The sequence below is a fragment of the Aquamicrobium defluvii genome, from assembly GCF_004363725.1.
Taxonomy (GTDB): domain Bacteria; phylum Pseudomonadota; class Alphaproteobacteria; order Rhizobiales; family Rhizobiaceae; genus Mesorhizobium; species Mesorhizobium defluvii.
On record NZ_SNZF01000003.1, the window covers coordinates 132,239 to 149,156 of the forward strand.

Here is a 16,918-nt window from a genome sequence, read left to right on the forward strand (position 1 = left end):
TCCCCTATTCCGCCGCATCCTCCAGCACACCGGCCTCGAACTGGAGACGGGCAAGCTCGGCATAGAGGCCGCCCTTTGTCACCAGCGAACGGTGGGTGCCTTCCTCCACGATGCGCCCCTCGTCGATGACAAGGATGCGGTCGGCTTCCAGAACCGTAGCCAGCCGGTGGGCGATGACCAGCGTGGTGCGCTCGCGCATCAGGCTGGCAAGCGCCGCCTGCACCAGCGTCTCGCTGGTGGCGTCGAGCGCCGAGGTCGCCTCGTCGAGCAGCAGGATCGGCGCATCGCGCAATATGGCCCGCGCAATGGCGATGCGCTGGCGCTGGCCGCCGGAGAGCGTCACGCCGCGCTCGCCCACCTGCGTGTCGTAGCCGCGCTCCAGCCTGAGGATGAACTCCTCGGCCTGCGCCGCACGCGCCGCCGCCTCGACCTCGGCATCCGATGCACCCGGACGCCCGAAGGCGATGTTTTCGCGCACGCTGGCGGCGAAGATCGTCACGTCCTGCGGCACGATGGCCATGCGCGCGCGCACCGCCCGCGGATCGGCCTCGCGCACATCGATCCCGTCGATGCGGATCGCACCATTGTCGACATCGTAGAAACGCTGGAGCAGCGCGAAAACGGTGCTCTTGCCCGCGCCGGAGGGGCCGACAATGGCCATCGTCTCGCCCGGCCGGATGACGAAGCCGAGTTCATGCAGCGCCGAGCGGCTTGGGCTGGCCGGGTAGGTGAAGGACACGCCGTCGAAGGCGATCTCGCCACGCGTCGGAACGGGCAGCGGCTTCGGATCGGCGGGGGCCTTGATGCCGGGTTCTTCCGCCAGAAGCTCGGTCAGCCGTTCGGCAGCGCCCGCTGCCTGCGAAAGCTCGCCCCACACCTCCGACAGCGCGCCGAGCGCGCCGGCGGCGAAGACCGAATAGAGCAGGAACTGGCCGAGTGTGCCCGCCGACATGACGCCCGCCAGCACGTCGCGCGAACCGAACCACAGCACGGCCACCACCGAGGCGAAGATGATGAAGATCGCCACGAAGGTGAGCAGCGCGCGGGCCAGCACCGAGGCGCGGGCAGCCTTGAAGGCTGCTTCCACCGCTGCCCGGAAACGCCCCGTGACCAGCCCTTCGTTGGTGAAGGATTGCAGCGTGCGCACCGCGCCGATCTGCTCGCCGGCATAGGCGTTGGCGGCGGCCAGCATGTCCTGCGCGGCACGCGAGCGCCCGCGAACCGAGCGGCCGAAGGCGACCAGCGGCACCACCACCAGCGGAATGGCGGCAATGACGAGGCCCGACAGCTTGGGGCTCGTCACCACCATCATGGCGAGCGCCCCGAGCCCGAGGATGAGATTGCGCAGCGCCACCGAAGCGGTCGCGCCGACGGCGGACTTGATCTGCGTGGTGTCGGCGGCCAGCCGCGAGACGATCTCGCCCGATTGCACCCTGTCGAAAAACGAGGGCGACAGCGTCGTCAGATGCGAGAAGACATCGCGGCGCAGGTCCGACACCACGCGCTCGCCCAGCGTGATGACGAAATAGTAGCGGGCGGCCGAGGCCAGCGCCAGCATCGCCGCCATGGCCATGAGCATGGCGAAATAGTTGGAAACCAAGGTCGTGTCGGCATGGGAGAAGCCATGGTCGATCATGCGCCGCACGGCCAGCGGCAGGGCAAGCGTCGTCACGGCGGCCAGCACCAGCGAGAACAGCGCCCCGGCGACCAGCCCGCGATAGGAGCCGATATAGGGGAAAAGCCGCCGCAGCGGTTTGAGCGAACGCCTGCGCTGCTGCGCGTCTTCGGGTTGCGCCATGTTGCGGGTCTCTCCTCGCCCTTCGACCGCGACCATTATGCGTCGGTGCGACCTTGTGATTCAATTCCGGTTGATGTATAGGCTCGCCGACCGTTTCAGGGGCCGCGGCTTTTTGAATAGCTGCGGCTTCGAGTTTTAAAAAGGGGCGCATCGCCGCAGGGCCGCCGTCCCCCCAGACAGGACGAGAGCGATGAAGGCAGACATCCATCCCGATTACCACGCCATCAAGGTCGTCATGACCGATGGCACCGAATACATGACCCGTTCGACCTGGGGCAAGGAAGGCGACACGATGAACCTCGACATCGACCCGACCACGCACCCGGCCTGGACCGGCGGCCAGCAGACCCTGCTCGACCGCGGCGGCCGCCTGTCGAAGTTCAAGAACAAGTTCGCCAATCTCGGCATCTGATCCGGGCAAATGGCCTGAAACGAAAAACCCGCCTCCGAGGCGGGTTTTTTTATGGGCTGAGCCCTTTTGGCGGCCGGGCTGGCGAAAGATGCTTTCCGGTCAGCCCTGCGGCTTGCGGTCGGAATGGCCGAGGTCGCGTTCCGGCTCGATCACGTCGCGCACAAGCTGCTTGAGCCGCGCGGCGTCCGGAAAGCCGCCGTCCCGCTTGCGTTCCCATATCGGCTGGCCCTGACAGGTAATGGAAAAGACGCCGCCGGTGCCGGGCACCAGCGCCACTTCGCCTAGGTCGGGGCCGAAGGTGGACAACAGCTCCTGCGCCATCCAGCCTGCACGCAGCAGCCATTGGCACTGCGTGCAATAGGTGATGACGATGCGGGGCTTGCCCTCCCCGGTCATGCCGCGCTGAGCTTGGCCAGCGTTTCTTCGTCGACCTCGAAATTGGCGTAGACGTTCTGCACGTCGTCGTCGTCCTCGAGGACGCCGACAAGCTTCATCAGCGACTGCGCGCGATCCTCATCGACCGGTACGGTGTTCTGCGGCTTCCAGATGGCCTTGACGGAACTCGCTTCGCCGAGCGCGCTTTCCAGCCCCTTGGAAACCTCGTTGATGGCCTCGAACGCGCAATAGATGGTGTGGTTCTCCTCGTCGGATTCGACGTCCTCGGCGCCGGCCTCGATCGCGGCTTCCATCACCGCATCGGCACTGCCGGCGGAAGCCGGATAGACGATCTCGCCGACGCGGTCCCACATGAACGACACGGAGCCGGTTTCGCCGAGCGATCCGCCGGCCTTGGTGAAGGCGGCGCGCACATTGGAGGCGGAGCGGTTGCGGTTGTCGGTCAGTGCCTCGACGATCACCGCCACACCGCCGGGGCCATAGCCCTCGTAGCGCACTTCCTCGTAATTCTCGCCGTCATTGCCGGCCGCCTTGTTGATGGCCCGCTGGATGTTGTCCTTCGGCATGGACTCGGCCTTGGCGTTCTGGATGGCCAGACGCAGGCGCGGATTCATGGCCGGGTCGGGCATGCCCGTCTTGGCGGCGACGGTGATTTCGCGCGCCAGCTTGGAAAACAGCTTCGAGCGCATCGCGTCCTGACGGCCCTTGCGATGCATGATGTTCTTGAATTGTGAATGGCCGGCCATGGGACTCCCTGGTTCTTGGCGGCGTCCGGATCGCGGCGGGCTTAGGTGCCCCGGATCGGACCTGATTTTCTGGTAAAGCATCGGGTGGTCCGCAAGCCGGATTCCGCCTGGGGAACCGATGCTGGAATGGCCGGCTTATAAAGAAATCGGCGCAATTCGTCCAGCCGGACCGCCCGGTCCGGTCGCGAAAACGTGACTGGTGGTCCCCGCGCCGGCAATCGTAGTTTGTGCTCTCCTGTCTGGAGAGGGCCTGTCTGGAGAGGGCAATGCCGGTTCCACGCCTCCTGCTCGTCTGCCTTGGCATCTTCTGGCTCATGGTCCTGCCGGCCATGGCGCAGGAGCAGTCTGCGCCCTCGCGCTGCCTGGCCATCGCGCAGGCATTTCCACACGTCACCTATGCCAGCTTCATGCCGGCGCAGGCCGGGGCGAAGGAAGAGGTCCGCATCACCTATGCGGGCCACTCGACCTATGTCATCAAGACGCCGGGCGGGGTGCGCATCGCCACCGATTACAGCAGCGCCTATGGCTCCGCCCCGTTGCCCGACGTGGTTACCATGAACAAGGCCCACCGCACCCACTACACAGACGCGCCCGAGCCCGGCATCGCCCATGTGCTGCGCGGCTGGAACCCGGAAGGTGGGCCGGCCCGTCATGCGCTCGGCATCGGCGATGTCTATATCCGAAATGTGCCCACCGATATCCGCAGCTGGGGCGGCGATCTGGAGCGTGACGCCAATTCCATCTTCATCTTCGAGGTGGCCGGCCTGTGCATCGGCCATCTTGGCCATCTCCATGTCCGCCTGAGCGACGCCCACTATGCGGCAATCGGGAGGCTCGACGTGGTGATGGCGCCCGTCGATGGCGGCATGACACTGTCGCTCGACGCCATGAGCGAGATCGCGGAGCGGCTGAGTTCTTCAATCGTCCTGCCCATGCACCGGCATTCCACGCCGATCGGCGCATTCACCGGCCGCATGGGACCTGCCTTCACGGTCGAGTTTCGTGACAGCCCGACGCTGACCGTCTCGCTGCGGACGCTTCCGCGCCAGCGCACCATCATCGTGCTGAAGGGCGTCTGAAACCGCAGTCAGTCGCCGAGATCGCTCCTGAGGCGGTCGAGGATGCTTATCGCATGGCTGGCATATTCGCTGATCCAGCGGTCATGGATGCGCTTGATGGGGAGCGCGTCGAGATGGTTCCAGCGCTCGCGCCCCTCGCGCCGCGCCACCACCAGCCCGGCTTCCTCCAGAACCTTCAGATGCTGCATGACGGTGCAGCGGTCCATGTCGTCGAACTCTTCGCACAACGCCCCGGTGGTCCTCGGCCCGTCCTTCAGCGCGTCCAGCATCATGCGCCGGCGCTGATGCGCCAGAGCCCTGAAAACACGGTCGTCTTCCGCTTCGTTTGACATGTTATATTTTTATAACATATTATGCCTGCCATCAAGGGAAGGAGTTGTGGATATGTCCATTGGATTTCGCGTTTCAGGGCGCATCGGCAAGCCGGTCGCCGAAGTGTTCGACGCCGTCGTCAATCCGGCGAAGCTGTCGGGCTATTTCACCACGCTCGGCGGCGCCAGCGCCCCGCTGGTCGCCGGCACCACGGTGACCTGGTGGAAGACGGTTCCGGTCGAAGTGGACGAGGTGGTGCCCAATCAGCGCATCGTGCTGCGCTGGGACGCAGAGGCCGCCGACGGCCGGCCGGCCTACAAGACCCGCATCGAGATGGGCTTCGAGCCGCTGGAAGACGGCGGCACCTTCGTCACCATCGCCGAATCCGGCTGGCGGGAGGACGAGCAGGGCCGCAAGGCGTCCTACGGCAATTGCGAAGGCTGGTCGCAGATGCTGTCCTGCATGAAGGCCTATGTCGAATACGGCATCAACCTGCGCGAGGGTTTCTACCCGAGCGAGATGCGCGGCGAACTGCCCACTTCGGACAGCAAATGACGTCGAGCGGCAGGTGTCAGCGCCTGCCGCCGCCTCTCGCTTGCGCCTTGCGCCGCCGCGCCAGCATGTTGAGGCCCTCGACCATGGCCGAGAAGCCCATGGCGGCGTAGATGTAGCCCTTGGGCACATGATAGCCCATACCGTCGGCGATCAGCGTCATGCCGATCATCAGCAGGAAGCCCAGCGCCAGCATGACGATGGTGGGATTCTTTTCGATGAAGGCCGACAGCGGATTGACGGCAAGCAGCATCACCGTCACCGCGACGATCACCGCAATATACATGATGGCGATCTCATCGGTCATGCCGACAGCCGTGATGATGGAATCGATCGAGAAGACCAGGTCGAGCAGCAGGATCTGGAAGATCGCGCCCACCAGCGACACCTGGATCGTGTCGCCGATCATCTCGCTCTTGTCGGTGTCGGGATCGACCGAATGATGGATTTCCTTGGTCGCCTTCCACACGAGGAACAGGCCGCCCGCGATCAGGATCATGTCGCGCCAGGAAAAGCCGTGGTCGAACAGCGTGAACACCGGATTGGTGAGCTTCACGATAACGGAGATGGTCGCCAGCAGCAGAAGCCGCATGATGAGCGCGGCACCGATGCCCAGCCTGCGCGCCATCACCCGGTGCTCGGCCGGCAGCTTGTTGGTGAGGATGGAGATGAAGATCAGGTTGTCGATGCCGAGAACGATTTCCAGCACCACAAGAGTGAGCAGGGCTACCCATGCCGTGGGGTTGCTCAACCAGTCGAAGTGGTCGGCGACGAGATCCAGCATGTGTGTTTTGCTCTCCTGAGGAAACGGAGAACGAAATTAGAGACACCACGGGCGACATTCAATGCGTGCGCCCGCTTTTTTTCTGCGCCTCAGGTCCAGAAGGAAGGAACCGCTTCCTCAAGCCGCGGCCCGCGCCGGAACGGCGCGATCCGCTCGGCAAGCCCGGTGCGGTCGGAAATGTCGACGCCGACGCCGCACAGCGTTGCCGGACCGTTGGCCGCCTCGAAACGACCCTTCGGAACCTTGGAGAGAAACCGGTTGAGCGGCTCTTCCTTGTCCATGCCGAGCGAGGAATCATAGTCGCCGCACATGCCCGCATCGGAGATGTAGGCGGTGCCGCCGTTGAGGATCTGGTGGTCGGCAGTCGGCTGGTGGGTGTGGGTGCCGACGACGAGCGAGGCGCGCCCGTCGACGAAATGCGCGAAGCACATCTTCTCGCTGGTGGCCTCGGCATGAAAGTCGAACACCACCGCGTCGGCCTGCTCGCCCAGCGGACAGGCCGCCAGTTCCTGCTCACCGGCCTGGAACGGGTCGTCCAGTTCGGGATGCATGAACACGCGCCCCATGATGTTTGCGACCATCACGCGCGCGCCGTTGCGGGCCATGTAGAGCCCGGCGCCCTTGCCGGGCGTGCCTTTGGGGAAGTTGGCCGGACGCAGGAACCGGTCCTCGCGCGGCGCGAAATTCAGCGCGTCGCGCTGGTCCCAGACGTGGTTGCCGGTGGTCACCACATCCGCACCTGCCTCGATGGTGGCATGGAATATCTGTTCGGTGATACCGAAGCCGCCGGCCGCATTCTCGCCATTGACGATGACGAAATCGAGCCGGAAATCGGAAATGAGGCCGGGAAGCTGTTCCCAAACTGCCGTGCGGCCGGACTTGCCAACCATGTCGCCGAGAAAAAGAAGTCGCATGGCAGGCTTCTAGAGCATTTTTCCACCGAGTGGAATCCCGCCGCTCATCTGGAAACGACGTCGAGATTGTCCGCCTTGCGGAAGCGGTGCAGACCGCGCTCCGTGAGGATTTCGTCCAGCATCACGTCATGTGCCTCGTCCGGCACGCGCTCCACCCGCTGGCAGCCGAATGCCGTGCCGATCAGGCGGGGCCTGAGCCCCCTGGCATGCAGGCGCGCCACGGCACGGTCGTAGTGGCCCGCGCCGTATCCCAGCCGGTGACCGCGGGAATCGAAGGCCGCCAGCGGCAGGAAGATGATTCCGGGGTCGAGCACTGCGGCCTGCGCGCCCGGTCCGACCGTGCCGAAGCCGGTCTGCACCAGTTCGGCCCCGCGCTCCAGTTGCCGAAACACGATCGTTTCCCTGTCGAGCACGGCCGGTACGCACAATCGCGCGCCCTTGTCGCGCAAAGCCGACATCAGCGGCCTGAGATCGATCTCGGACCGGATCGGCAGGAAGCCCGAGATGACGGTGCCCGGTGCAAAATCGATGGCGCGCGCGCCGATTTCCGCCACGCGCAAGGCGAGTTCGATGCGCAAGGTGGCGTCCAGAGCATCGCGCCGTGCCAGAGCCTCGCGCCGGACGGAATTCTTCTGCTCGTTGGGCACCATCATGCGCAGACCATGCGGGAGAAAGCAAAACGGCGGGGGCTGGACTGCGACGTTCCATGACGGGAACCGCAATGTCCGCAAACACGGGTACGCAACACAGACGGAAGGCGACGATCCACGCGACCGGTGGAGAAGTCGATCCCGGGAACCTACAAAGTAGGTGGGCGCCATATGTCCGGGCCCACGGGCCCGGTCAGGGACAGCTCCCTTCGAGATCGATAAGGCCCCGGGGAAATGTCTCTCCTGCCGCGAAGCGCAGACCGTCATGTGCAATATAGGCCGAACCATGCCGCCGCGCCAGAGTCGCCGGACACATCATTGCCGAAAGCCGGCATCTTTCTACATGACCGGTTCCCTTGGCAGCTTCGCCCGGATTGGCTACACACCTGCGCAACCGTTCTTGGAAGGAAGACCATGCGCTTTGAAGGCACCTCGGCCTATGTTGCCGACAAGGATCTGATGGTAGCGGTCAACGCCGCGATCGCACTGGAGCGGCCGCTTCTGGTCAAGGGCGAGCCGGGCACCGGCAAGACCGAACTCGCGCGGCAGGTGGCATCTGCCCTGGGGCTGGAGCTGATCGAGTGGAACGTGAAGTCCACCACGCGGGCGCAGCAGGGCCTCTACGAATACGATGCCGTCTCGCGCCTGCGCGACAGCCAGCTCGGCGACGACCGCTTCAACGACATCAGGAACTATATACGGCGCGGCAAGCTGTGGGAGGCGTTCGCCTCGGACAAAAAGGTCGTGCTGCTCATCGACGAGATCGACAAGGCCGACATCGAGTTCCCCAACGACCTGTTGCAGGAACTCGACCGCATGGAGTTCTTCGTCTACGAGACCGGCGAGACGATCCGCGCCGTGCAGCGGCCCATCGTCATCATCACCTCCAACAACGAGAAGGAACTGCCCGACGCCTTCCTGCGCCGCTGCTTCTTCCACTATATCCGCTTCCCCGACATCGACACGCTGACCCGCATCGTTGAGGTGCACTATCCGGGCATCAGGAAACGTCTGGTCGAGGCCGCGCTCTCGCAGTTCTTCGAGATCCGCGAGGTTCCGGGCCTCAAGAAGAAGCCATCCACCTCCGAAGCGCTCGACTGGATCAGGCTGCTTGTAACAGACGACGTCGCGCCCGAGGATCTGCGCGGCGAGGCCAAGAACGCCCTGCCCCGGCTGCACGGCGCGCTTCTGAAGAACGAGCAGGACGTGCACCTGTTCGAGCGCCTCGCCTTCATGGCAAGGCGCAACGCCTGACGGAGTTTACGGTCTGACGGAGTTTACGCCGTCAGCGGACGGCTCCAGCGCAGGATCATCAGCCGGTAGGGAATGAGCGCGAAGACGGCGATTGCCAGCTTCACCGTGAAGTCGCCCGCCGCCCACGACACCCAGCGCACCACGTCGGCCGAGAAAACACCCATCAGCGGGGCCTGTTCCAGCGCGAACGGCTCATTGGGGCCGAGGAAGGCGAAGGCCGGCGCGAAGGCGACCGAGAAGAACACCAGCGTGTCGAGCACCGAGCCCGCCAGCGTGCCGAAGATCGGCGCGCGCCACCAGCTCTGCCGGCGCAGCCGGTTGAACACGGCGACGTCCAGAAGCTGCGCGGTGAGGAAGGCGGCACCGGAAGCGCAGGCGATTCGCACAAGCCGCGCCGCCGCCGTGTCGAACTCGATCAGACCGAGCTTGTAAAGCAGCGGCGGGCTGACGATGGAGCAGGCCACGGCCGCCATGAAGCCGACAAAGACGACGCGGCGCGCCACCGCCGGGCCATAGCGCCGGTTGGCGAGGTCCGTGACGAGGAAGGCGAAGGGATAGGTAAAGGCACCCCATGTCAGCACGTCGGCCAGAGACAGGCCGCCGAGATCGACATCGAGCGGGAATTGCACAAGCACGTTCGACGCCACGACGACGAGCGCCATGGCGGCCACGAAAGGCAGGTACCTGAGAAGGAATTTCATTTTTTTATCCTGGGTGATGGAACCAGTGCAGCGCCGGCCATCCGGCGGCGCTGCGCAAGATCAGGCTCAGGCGGCCGGCTGTTCGGCAGCCTTCTTGGCGATCTGCTTCTTCAGCAGGCGTGCACGCTGCGACAGCTCGGCCTCATCGGCCTTGGCCAGAAAAGCGTCGAGACCGCCGCGATGCTCCACCGAGCGCAGGGCGGCAGCGGAGATGCGCAGACGCACGTTCTGGTTCAGCACCTCGGAGATGAGCGTGACATTGACCAGATTCGGCAGGAAGCGGCGACGGGTCTTGTTGTTGGCGTGGCTGACATTATTGCCAGTCTGAACGCCTTTGCCGGTAAGTTCGCAAGCGCGGGACATGATTGCACCCTTCAATTCTTGTTCCGGCCAAACTCCGGTGCCCGCGCCATATGGCGCGCGGTCTCCAGCAGGCGGCCTAAAGGAAAGTCGGCGTTCCATAGTGGCATTTGGCCGGGGCGTCAAGCACAAGCTCGCCGCAACAGGGCAAACGGTTTTCTTAGAAAGGCCGGAATTCTCCCTATATGCAGACTGAAAGGGACACGGAGCGCGCCGGCGCTCATGCATCAGGAAACGAGCCATGCCACCCTGCCCGCTTTCTCTCAGGCTTGCTGCAACAGCCTTTCTGTTGCCCGCCCTCGTGCCTTTTGCCGCGACGGCGGCCGCGCCGCAAACCTTCAATGGCGATTACAGCGTCACCTATCTGGGGCTGCCCGTGGCGCGCGCCGCAATCCGCAGCGTCTATGACGGCGACGCCTACAACATTAGCGGCACAGTCAACAGCGCCGGTCTCGGCCGCATTTTCGACGACACGAAAGGCTCCCTGACCGCCACCGGACGCATCACCGGAGCGGGCCCCACCCCGCGCGCGTTCCGTGCCGAATACACCTCGGCCAAAAAACCCTCCCTCGTCGATATCCGTTTCGCCGATGGCATCGTCGCCTCGACGAAGGTGAAGCCGAAGCCGAGGAAGCGCGGCAAGGACTGGGTGGCGCTGGATGCGGGCCATCTGCGCCAGGCGATCGATCCGATCGCCTCCACCATGGTGCGCGCCGACAGCATCGATCAGGTGTGCGGGCGGACCGTGAAAATGTATGACGGTGAAATCCGGGCCGACCTCAGGCTCAGCTTCGCCTCAAAGGGCAATATTTCGGTGAAGGGCTACAAGGGGCCTACCGTGACCTGCCGCATGAATTTCCAGCCCGTTGCGGGCTACCGGCAAGGCAAGAAGTCGCTGGACTATCTGAAAAACCGAAGCCGCATCATGGTCACGTTTGCCCCGGTTGGAGAGACCGGTGTATATGCCCCCATCTACGCGACGATCGGCACCCAGATCGGGACGATCACGGTCAGCGCGCACCGATTCGAGGCCGCAAGGTAGGCGGTCGTGACCGGCTCCGCGCAGTGACGGGGGATCAAACGGGGGATACAATGGGACGGGCAACGCTGATCGGCTTTTCGGCCGTCGCCATGTGGGCGCTGCTCGCATTGCTGACCGACGCCTCCGGCGAAGTTCCGCCATTCCTGCTTTCGGCCATCACCTTCGCCATCGGCACCGGGGTCGGGCTGCTGGCGCGCCTGTTCATGCCCCGGCCGCAGCAGAAGGTCCGCATTCCGCCGCAGGTGTGGGTGATCGGCATTGCCGGCCTGTTCGGATACCATTTCTTCTATTTCACCGCGCTGCGCAACGCGCCGGCGGTGGAAGCCAGCCTCATCGCCTATCTGTGGCCGCTGCTGATCGTCATCGGCTCGGCGCTGATGCCGGGCGAGCGTCTGGCATGGAACCATGTTGCGGGCGCCCTGCTCGGCCTTGCCGGCACCTTCCTCATCGTCACCCGCGGGGGCGGGCTTTCCTTCGACGCCAGCTATGCCTTCGGCTATGCCATGGCCGGCGTCTGCGCGCTGGTCTGGTCGGCCTATTCGCTGCTGTCGCGCCGTTTCCCCTCGGTGCCTACGACGATCGTGACATGGTTCTGCGCGGCGACCTCGGTGCTGTCGCTGGCCTGCCACCTGATGCTTGAGGAAACGGTGCTGCCGGCCAATGCCGGCCAGTGGCTTGCCGTGCTCGGTCTCGGCCTGATGCCGGTCGGCGCGGCCTTCTATGCGTGGGACATCGGCGTGAAGCGCGGCAACATCCAGGTGCTGGGCGCTGCCAGCTACGCCGCGCCGCTTTTGTCCACGCTGGTGCTGATCGCCACCGGCTTTGCCGAGCCCGGCTGGCGCATCCTCGCCGCCTGCCTGCTGATCACCGGCGGCGCCGTTCTGGCCGGCAAATCGCTGCTGTTCGGTACAAGAGTTCCGGCAAAAGCCTGAAGCGGGCCGCGATCCTTGTAGCCCGCTCCTTGCGCTTCAGAAATTGTCCTTGCGGCGGCGGATTTCGGCGAACACCTCGACATCGGCCGCATTTTCCATGCCGAGATGCCTGCGGATTGCAGCATCGCCCCAGCGCAGGAACGGGTTCGTTTCGAGTTCGGCGCCGATGGTGGTCGGCAGCGTCGCCTTGTCCTGCGCCCGCAGCGCCTCGATCTCTCTCGCCCGCGCCTGCAGCGCGGCATTGTCCGGGTCGACGGTGAGCGCGAAGCGGGCGTTGGCCAGCGTGTATTCATGGCCGCAATAGACCGAGGTTGCCGCAGGCAGCGCCGCCAGCTTCTTCAGCGATTCGAACATGACCGGCGGCGGGCACTCGAACAGCCGTCCGCAGCCCAGCGCGAACAGGGTGTCGGCGGTGAAGACCACCTTCGACCCGGGCAGATGGTAGCTGACATGGCCCGCCGTATGGCCCGGCGTGGCGATCACCTCGATGGTCTCGCCGCCGAAGGGAATGCGCGATCCATCCTCCACCGTCTCGTCGATGCCGGGGATCCTGTCCTTCTCGGCTTCCGGTCCGACGATGCGCAGCCCGAAACGTTCCTTCAGGGCCAGGTTGGCCGCGACGTGATCGCCATGATGATGGGTGACGAACAGGCGCGACGGCACCCATCCGGTCCGCCCGATGGCGGCAAGGATCGGCGCTTCCTCCGGCGCGTCGATCAGCGCAACCTCGCCGGTGCCGGAATCGCGCATCAGCACGCCGAAGTTGTCCTGCCGGCACATGAACTGTTCGATTTCTATGGCCATGCCAAAATCTCCGCTTCGCCCCAGAGATAGGCGCTGCAATGGCCCCTGTCACCCCGTGGGACCGATGCTGCTTTGTTGAAGTCGCGGGCCGCACGGGCTACCGTCCCGCCGAACTCGCAACACAGGCTTCCTATGCATTCCGACATCGTCGATCTGCGCTCCTTCTATGCCTCGCCGCTCGGCCGCCTTGCCGAGCGCTCGATCACCATGGCGCTGTCGTCGATCTGGGCGCCCGTTCCGAACGAAAGGCTGGTGGGACTGGGCTATGCCCTGCCCTGGCTGGAACGGTTCGGCTCGGATGCCGAACGCGTATTCGCCTTCATGCCGGCCACGCAAGGCGCCGTGATATGGCCCTCTAGCGGGCCGGCATCCACGGCGCTGGTGTTCGACGAGGAAATGCCGCTGATGGATTCCTCCATCGACCGCATGCTGCTGGTGCACTCGCTGGAACATGCTGAAAACCCGCGCGAGACACTGAACGAGATCTGGCGGGTCTTGTCGCCGGCGGGCCGCGTCGTCATTGTCGTGCCCAACCGGCGCGGCGTTTGGGCGCGCTTCGAGCACACGCCGTTCGGCACCGGCCGGCCCTATTCGCGCGGTCAGCTCGGTGAATTGCTGCGCGAGGCCAATTTCACGCCGGCGGCATGGTCGGATGCGCTTTTCTTCCCGCCCTCGCGCCGGCGTTTCATGATGCGCCTGCACGGCCTGCTCGAAAGCGGCGGCCGCCGGCTGTGGCCGATCTTCTCCGGCGTCATCGCCGTGGAGGCGCAGAAGCGCCTCTATCAGGGCATTCCGGCCGCCCAGCGCGCCTCGCGCCGGGTCTTCGTGCCGGTGCTTTCGCCACAGGGCGCGCCGAGCCTCGGCATGCGCTTCGACCCCGACAGCGCCCCCGATGAGGCAAGGCCGGGTCAGGCGCGCTCCGGAATACCCACCTTCTCCAGATCGAAGGACGTGGTCTGGTAGACCTGGTTCAGCCAGTTACCGAACAGCAGATGGGCATGCGAGCGCCAGCGGTTGAGCGGCGGCCGGGACGGATCGTTGTCCGGGTAGTATTCATGCGGCACCTCGATGGGCGTTCCCGCGGCGACATCCCGGTCGTACTCCTCCTTCAGCGACGTCGAATCATATTCGATGTGGTTGAACATGTAGAGCCGGTTGCCGGTCGGCTCCGACAGCAGACAGGGGCCGGTGACCTCCGATTCCATCAGCAGATCGAGGCCGCAGCCGGCCGGGATGTCGGCGCTGCGCACTTCCGTCCAGCGCGACACGGGCACTGCGAAATCGTCGGAGAAGCCGGCGAGATAGGGCGAGGCCGGCGCATTGTTGCGATGGCGATAGACGCCGAAAGCCTTCTTCTCCAGCGTGTATTTCGGAATACGGTGGAAATGCCACGCCGCCGCCATGGCCCCCCAGCAGATGAAGAAGGAGGAATGGACGTTGCGGGTGGTCCAGTCGAGAATCTGCTCCAGCTCGTTCCAGTAGTTGACCTCTTCGAACGGCAGCAGCTCGATCGGCGCGCCGGTGATGATGAAGCCGTCGAACTTGCGGTCCCGCACCTCCTCCCATGTCTGGTAGAAGGAGATCAGATGCTCCTCGGGCGTGTTCCTGGCCTTGTGGTTGCCGACGCGCACCAGCGTAAGCTCCACCTGAAGGGGGGTGGCGCCCATGAGGCGCGCGAACTGCGTCTCGGTGCGGATCTTGTTCGGCATCAGGTTGAGCAGGCCGATCTGCAGGGGCCGGATGTCCTGCCGCAGCGCCGTGCGCTCGTCCATCACGGACACGCCCTCGCGCACGAGCACTTCGCGGGCGGGAAGCTGATCGGGAATCTTGATCGGCATCGGACAAGCTCCAAAACAAAAGACCGGCGGCGAAATCGCGACCGGTCCCGACATGCTCGTCAGCCTCGGCCTTTTTAGCGACTTCTTTAACGTGGCTGCAAGCCGACCGGCCAAATCACCACGGAATGGACTTCTATCTAGGACCGGGCATGGTCTGCGTCAATGCTCCCCGCCGGACCTTCACCCTCGACATTGCCGTTTGCGCCGGGTATTTCGGTGCGTCTTGCCGGAATGTCCCGGCCTTCCAATGGATTTCGAATCATGACCACGGCACAAGAACAGTCTCGTCCCCAGCCCCGCGCCGGCATTCTGGACATCGAGGCTTATGTGCCGGGCAAGAGCGCCGCGCCCGCCGGCGTGAAGCTGCACAAGCTGTCGGCCAACGAGAACCCGCTGGGCGCCTCGCCGAAGGCGATAGAGGCCGCGCGCGAGGTCGCGGGCCGGCTGGAATTCTACCCCGACGGCTCGTCGACGCGCCTGCGCGAGGCGATTGCCGAGGCGCATGGGCTGAACATGGCCAACATCATGTGTTTCAACGGCTCGGACGAGGCGCTGGCGCTCCTGTCGCGCATCTACCTCGCCCCCGGCGACGAGGCCATCTACCCGCAATATGGCTTCCTCGCCTATCGCATCGCCATCATGGCGGCGGGCGCGACCCCGGTCGTGGCGCCGGAGAAGGACGAGCGCGTCGATGTCGACGCCATCCTCGCCAGCGTCACGGACAGGACGCGCATGGCGTTCCTCGCCAATCCGGCCAATCCGACCGGCACCTACATCCCCTTCGAGGAGGTGCGCCGGCTGCACGCCGGCCTGCCGAAGAACGTGATGCTCCTGCTCGACGCCGCCTATGCCGAATATGTACGCCGCAACGACTATGAAGCCGGCGTCGAGCTGGTGGCCGGGGCCGAGAACGTGGTCATGACCCGCACCTTCTCCAAGGCCTATGGCCTCGGCGGTGCGCGTATCGGCTGGATGTATGCGCCCACCCACATCATCGACGCCGCCGAGCGCGTGCGCGACGCATTCAACGTGACGGCGACCGCCATCGCAGCCGGCACGGCCGCCGTGCGCGACCGCGCCCATGTCGAGCACTCGGTCGCCCACAACGAGACCTGGCTGCCCTGGCTCACCACGGAACTGACCGCGCTCGGGCTCAGGGTGACGCCCAGCGTCACCAACTTCATTCTTGTTCATTTTCCGGAGAATGGCAGGCATTCGGCTTCGGCCGCCGACGAGTATCTGACCGCGCGGGGGTATATCCTGCGGCGCGTTGCAGGCTACGGTTTTCCCAACGCGCTGCGGATGACAGTCGGAACCGAAGAAGCCAATCGCGGCGTTGTCGCCGCACTGACCGAATTCCTGAAAAGTTGAGAAAATGTCCGAACCCCTGTTTGAGAAGATTGCCCTTGTGGGCATCGGCCTGATCGGCTCGTCCCTTGCACGCGCCGTCAGGCAGAATGGCCTCGCCGGCCACATCGCCATCTCCACCCGCAGCGCCGACACGCTGAGGCGCGCCGAAGAGCTCGGCCTCGGCGACACCTACACCACCGATGCCGCGCAGGCGGTGCGCGATGCCGATCTCGTCATCGTCTCGGTGCCGGTCGGCGCGTCGGAAGCCGTGGCGAAACAGATCGCTCCGGCGCTGAAAAAGGGCGCGATCCTCACCGATGTCGGCTCCACCAAGACCTCGGTGATCGCGCAGATGCAGCCGCATGTGCCGCAAGGCGTGCATTTCATTCCCGGCCACCCGCTGGCCGGCACCGAGAATTCCGGCCCCGATGCCGGCTTTGCCGATCTGTTCCAGAACCGCTGGTGCATCTTCACGCCGCTGCCCGGCACCGATCCGGCTGCGCTGGAGAAGCTGTCGCAGTTCTGGCGGCGCTGCGGCGCCAACATCGACACGATGGACGCCGACCATCACGACATGACGCTGGCCATCGTCTCGCACCTGCCGCACATCATCGCCTACAACATCGTCGGCACGGCCGACGATCTGGAAACGGTGACGAAATCGGAGGTCATCAAATATTCCGCCTCCGGTTTCCGCGACTTCACCCGTCTGGCCGCTTCCGACCCGACCATGTGGCGCGACGTGTGCCTGCACAACAAGGACGCCATCCTCGAAATGCTGGCGCGCTTCTCGGAAGACCTCGCCTCGCTGCAACGGGCAATCCGCTGGGGCGACGGCGAGAAGCTGTTCGAGCTGTTCACGCGCACCCGCGCCGTGCGCCGCTCGATCATCGAGGCCGGCCAGGAAGTCGACGCGCCGAACTTCGGCCGTCAGGAGATCGCCCAGCCGGTCAGCACCTGAAGCGCTTTGCCTTCGCAAAAGGCCCGGCCTGCC

20 protein-coding genes, 1 other RNA gene and 1 riboswitch are annotated in these 16,918 nt (G+C 64.9%); of the genes, 9 read left to right on the top strand and 12 right to left on the bottom strand.

Annotation, left to right across the window (positions count from 1 at the left end; all coding sequences use genetic code 11):
• Window positions 1–4: 4 nt before the first annotated feature.
• Window positions 5–1,798, bottom strand: a complete 1,794-nt coding sequence (locus DES43_RS03250) for an ABC transporter transmembrane domain-containing protein (protein ID WP_035022072.1) — start codon at window positions 1,796–1,798, stop codon at window positions 5–7.
• Window positions 1,799–1,988: 190 nt separating this feature from the next.
• On the opposite strand from DES43_RS03250, the gene rpmE reads away from it, so the two are divergent.
• Complete coding sequence (rpmE, locus tag DES43_RS03255; RefSeq protein WP_035022075.1) at window positions 1,989–2,210, top strand: 50S ribosomal protein L31; 222 nt, start codon at window positions 1,989–1,991, stop codon at window positions 2,208–2,210.
• Window positions 2,211–2,309: 99 nt separating this feature from the next.
• Here rpmE and DES43_RS03260 read toward each other — a convergent pair whose 3' ends face one another.
• Entirely contained in the window at window positions 2,310–2,606 is a 297-nt protein-coding gene (locus DES43_RS03260; RefSeq protein ID WP_035022079.1) for an Rdx family protein, read from the bottom strand.
• Window positions 2,603–3,352, bottom strand: coding sequence for a YebC/PmpR family DNA-binding transcriptional regulator (locus tag DES43_RS03265; RefSeq protein ID WP_035022082.1), 750 nt, complete (start codon window positions 3,350–3,352; stop codon window positions 2,603–2,605). The genes DES43_RS03260 and DES43_RS03265 overlap by 4 nt, the downstream gene beginning before the upstream one ends.
• Window positions 3,353–3,618: 266 nt before the next feature.
• Here DES43_RS03265 and DES43_RS03270 point away from each other — a divergent pair, with 266 nt between their 5' ends.
• Entirely contained in the window at window positions 3,619–4,431 is an 813-nt protein-coding gene (locus DES43_RS03270) for an MBL fold metallo-hydrolase (protein WP_035022085.1), read from the top strand.
• Window positions 4,432–4,439: 8 nt separating this feature from the next.
• Here DES43_RS03270 and DES43_RS03275 read toward each other — a convergent pair whose 3' ends face one another.
• Window positions 4,440–4,763, bottom strand: a complete 324-nt coding sequence (locus DES43_RS03275) for an ArsR/SmtB family transcription factor (RefSeq protein WP_035022087.1) — start codon at window positions 4,761–4,763, stop codon at window positions 4,440–4,442.
• Between the two features lie 52 nt (window positions 4,764–4,815).
• On the opposite strand from DES43_RS03275, the gene DES43_RS03280 reads away from it, so the two are divergent.
• Window positions 4,816–5,298, top strand: a complete 483-nt coding sequence (locus tag DES43_RS03280) for an SRPBCC domain-containing protein (RefSeq protein ID WP_035022090.1) — start codon at window positions 4,816–4,818, stop codon at window positions 5,296–5,298.
• 16 nt (window positions 5,299–5,314) lie between these two features.
• Here the strand turns inward: DES43_RS03280 and DES43_RS03285 are convergent, their stop codons facing one another.
• The 4 genes from DES43_RS03285 to ssrS all read right to left on the bottom strand — a co-directional run bounded on the left by DES43_RS03285 (window position 5,315) and on the right by ssrS (window position 7,908).
• Window positions 5,315–6,079, bottom strand: a complete 765-nt coding sequence (locus DES43_RS03285) for a TerC family protein (RefSeq protein ID WP_035022092.1) — start codon at window positions 6,077–6,079, stop codon at window positions 5,315–5,317.
• An 89-nt stretch (window positions 6,080–6,168) separates the two neighbouring features.
• Window positions 6,169–6,993 (bottom strand): TIGR00282 family metallophosphoesterase, encoded by an 825-nt coding sequence (locus DES43_RS03290; RefSeq protein WP_035022094.1) that lies wholly within the window; start codon window positions 6,991–6,993, stop codon window positions 6,169–6,171.
• A gap of 44 nt (window positions 6,994–7,037) precedes the next feature.
• The gene (locus DES43_RS03295) at window positions 7,038–7,643 is read right to left on the bottom strand and encodes a 5-formyltetrahydrofolate cyclo-ligase (RefSeq protein ID WP_035022723.1); all 606 of its coding nucleotides are present in this window, start codon (window positions 7,641–7,643) and stop codon (window positions 7,038–7,040) included.
• Between the two features lie 108 nt (window positions 7,644–7,751).
• Window positions 7,752–7,908, bottom strand: a non-coding RNA gene (ssrS, locus tag DES43_RS03300) — 6S RNA.
• Window positions 7,909–8,057: 149 nt separating this feature from the next.
• Here ssrS and DES43_RS03305 point away from each other — a divergent pair.
• Window positions 8,058–8,897 carry an AAA family ATPase gene (locus tag DES43_RS03305; protein WP_035022096.1) on the top strand — a complete coding sequence of 280 codons (840 nt, stop codon included), beginning with the start codon at window positions 8,058–8,060 and terminating at the stop codon, window positions 8,895–8,897.
• Between the two features lie 23 nt (window positions 8,898–8,920).
• On the opposite strand, the gene DES43_RS03310 is transcribed toward DES43_RS03305, so the two are convergent.
• Together DES43_RS03310 and rpmB are read right to left on the bottom strand one after the other, a co-directional pair.
• Window positions 8,921–9,598 carry a queuosine precursor transporter gene (locus DES43_RS03310; protein WP_035022098.1) on the bottom strand — a complete coding sequence of 226 codons (678 nt, stop codon included), beginning with the start codon at window positions 9,596–9,598 and terminating at the stop codon, window positions 8,921–8,923.
• Between the two features lie 66 nt (window positions 9,599–9,664).
• Window positions 9,665–9,961, bottom strand: coding sequence for a 50S ribosomal protein L28 (gene rpmB, locus DES43_RS03315; protein ID WP_035022100.1), 297 nt, complete (start codon window positions 9,959–9,961; stop codon window positions 9,665–9,667).
• Between the two features lie 238 nt (window positions 9,962–10,199).
• Here rpmB and DES43_RS03320 point away from each other — a divergent pair, with 238 nt between their 5' ends.
• A complete protein-coding gene (locus DES43_RS03320) occupies window positions 10,200–11,000 on the top strand; it encodes a DUF3108 domain-containing protein (RefSeq protein WP_035022102.1) in 801 nt (266 codons plus the stop codon).
• Window positions 11,001–11,050: 50 nt separating this feature from the next.
• Window positions 11,051–11,932 carry an aromatic amino acid exporter YddG gene (gene yddG / locus DES43_RS03325; protein WP_035022104.1) on the top strand — a complete coding sequence of 294 codons (882 nt, stop codon included), beginning with the start codon at window positions 11,051–11,053 and terminating at the stop codon, window positions 11,930–11,932.
• 36 nt (window positions 11,933–11,968) lie between these two features.
• On the opposite strand, the gene gloB is transcribed toward yddG, so the two are convergent.
• On the bottom strand, window positions 11,969–12,736 hold the full coding sequence (gloB, locus tag DES43_RS03330; protein ID WP_035022106.1) for a hydroxyacylglutathione hydrolase: 768 nt from the start codon (window positions 12,734–12,736) through the stop codon (window positions 11,969–11,971).
• Window positions 12,737–12,868: 132 nt separating this feature from the next.
• Here gloB and DES43_RS03335 point away from each other — a divergent pair, with 132 nt between their 5' ends.
• Complete coding sequence (locus DES43_RS03335; protein ID WP_051520307.1) at window positions 12,869–13,699, top strand: class I SAM-dependent methyltransferase; 831 nt, start codon at window positions 12,869–12,871, stop codon at window positions 13,697–13,699.
• On the opposite strand, the gene metA is transcribed toward DES43_RS03335, so the two are convergent.
• Window positions 13,645–14,574 carry a homoserine O-acetyltransferase MetA gene (gene metA, locus DES43_RS03340; RefSeq protein ID WP_035022117.1) on the bottom strand — a complete coding sequence of 310 codons (930 nt, stop codon included), beginning with the start codon at window positions 14,572–14,574 and terminating at the stop codon, window positions 13,645–13,647. The two genes, DES43_RS03335 and metA, sit on opposite strands and share 55 nt — an antisense overlap.
• A gap of 53 nt (window positions 14,575–14,627) precedes the next feature.
• Window positions 14,628–14,706, bottom strand: a riboswitch (SAM riboswitch).
• A gap of 129 nt (window positions 14,707–14,835) precedes the next feature.
• Between metA and DES43_RS03345 the strand changes: the two genes are divergently transcribed.
• Together DES43_RS03345 and DES43_RS03350 are read left to right on the top strand one after the other, a co-directional pair.
• Window positions 14,836–15,945, top strand: coding sequence for a pyridoxal phosphate-dependent aminotransferase (locus DES43_RS03345; protein WP_035022121.1), 1,110 nt, complete (start codon window positions 14,836–14,838; stop codon window positions 15,943–15,945).
• A gap of 4 nt (window positions 15,946–15,949) precedes the next feature.
• Window positions 15,950–16,885, top strand: a complete 936-nt coding sequence (locus DES43_RS03350) for a prephenate/arogenate dehydrogenase family protein (protein ID WP_198027451.1) — start codon at window positions 15,950–15,952, stop codon at window positions 16,883–16,885.
• Window positions 16,886–16,918 lie beyond the last annotated feature (33 nt).

What these genes read in the sequence shown, in the direction of transcription:
- yddG (WP_035022104.1), top strand. Translation starts at nt 11,051, where the DNA reads ATGGGACGGGCAACGCTGATCGGCTTTTCGGCCGTCGCCATGTGGGCG.
- DES43_RS03350 (WP_198027451.1), top strand. Translation starts at nt 15,950, where the DNA reads ATGTCCGAACCCCTGTTTGAGAAGATTGCCCTTGTGGGCATCGGCCTG.
- DES43_RS03320 (WP_035022102.1), top strand. Translation starts at nt 10,200, where the DNA reads ATGCCACCCTGCCCGCTTTCTCTCAGGCTTGCTGCAACAGCCTTTCTG.
- DES43_RS03265 (WP_035022082.1), bottom strand. Translation starts at nt 3,352, where the DNA reads ATGGCCGGCCATTCACAATTCAAGAACATCATGCATCGCAAGGGCCGT.
- DES43_RS03250 (WP_035022072.1), bottom strand. Translation starts at nt 1,798, where the DNA reads ATGGCGCAACCCGAAGACGCGCAGCAGCGCAGGCGTTCGCTCAAACCG.
- DES43_RS03260 (WP_035022079.1), bottom strand. Translation starts at nt 2,606, where the DNA reads ATGACCGGGGAGGGCAAGCCCCGCATCGTCATCACCTATTGCACGCAG.
- DES43_RS03280 (WP_035022090.1), top strand. Translation starts at nt 4,816, where the DNA reads ATGTCCATTGGATTTCGCGTTTCAGGGCGCATCGGCAAGCCGGTCGCC.
- DES43_RS03305 (WP_035022096.1), top strand. Translation starts at nt 8,058, where the DNA reads ATGCGCTTTGAAGGCACCTCGGCCTATGTTGCCGACAAGGATCTGATG.
- DES43_RS03270 (WP_035022085.1), top strand. Translation starts at nt 3,619, where the DNA reads ATGCCGGTTCCACGCCTCCTGCTCGTCTGCCTTGGCATCTTCTGGCTC.
- rpmB (WP_035022100.1), bottom strand. Translation starts at nt 9,961, where the DNA reads ATGTCCCGCGCTTGCGAACTTACCGGCAAAGGCGTTCAGACTGGCAAT.
- DES43_RS03285 (WP_035022092.1), bottom strand. Translation starts at nt 6,079, where the DNA reads ATGCTGGATCTCGTCGCCGACCACTTCGACTGGTTGAGCAACCCCACG.
- DES43_RS03275 (WP_035022087.1), bottom strand. Translation starts at nt 4,763, where the DNA reads ATGTCAAACGAAGCGGAAGACGACCGTGTTTTCAGGGCTCTGGCGCAT.
- DES43_RS03310 (WP_035022098.1), bottom strand. Translation starts at nt 9,598, where the DNA reads ATGAAATTCCTTCTCAGGTACCTGCCTTTCGTGGCCGCCATGGCGCTC.
- metA (WP_035022117.1), bottom strand. Translation starts at nt 14,574, where the DNA reads ATGCCGATCAAGATTCCCGATCAGCTTCCCGCCCGCGAAGTGCTCGTG.
- DES43_RS03290 (WP_035022094.1), bottom strand. Translation starts at nt 6,993, where the DNA reads ATGCGACTTCTTTTTCTCGGCGACATGGTTGGCAAGTCCGGCCGCACG.
- rpmE (WP_035022075.1), top strand. Translation starts at nt 1,989, where the DNA reads ATGAAGGCAGACATCCATCCCGATTACCACGCCATCAAGGTCGTCATG.
- DES43_RS03335 (WP_051520307.1), top strand. Translation starts at nt 12,869, where the DNA reads ATGCATTCCGACATCGTCGATCTGCGCTCCTTCTATGCCTCGCCGCTC.
- gloB (WP_035022106.1), bottom strand. Translation starts at nt 12,736, where the DNA reads ATGGCCATAGAAATCGAACAGTTCATGTGCCGGCAGGACAACTTCGGC.
- DES43_RS03295 (WP_035022723.1), bottom strand. Translation starts at nt 7,643, where the DNA reads ATGGTGCCCAACGAGCAGAAGAATTCCGTCCGGCGCGAGGCTCTGGCA.
- DES43_RS03345 (WP_035022121.1), top strand. Translation starts at nt 14,836, where the DNA reads ATGACCACGGCACAAGAACAGTCTCGTCCCCAGCCCCGCGCCGGCATT.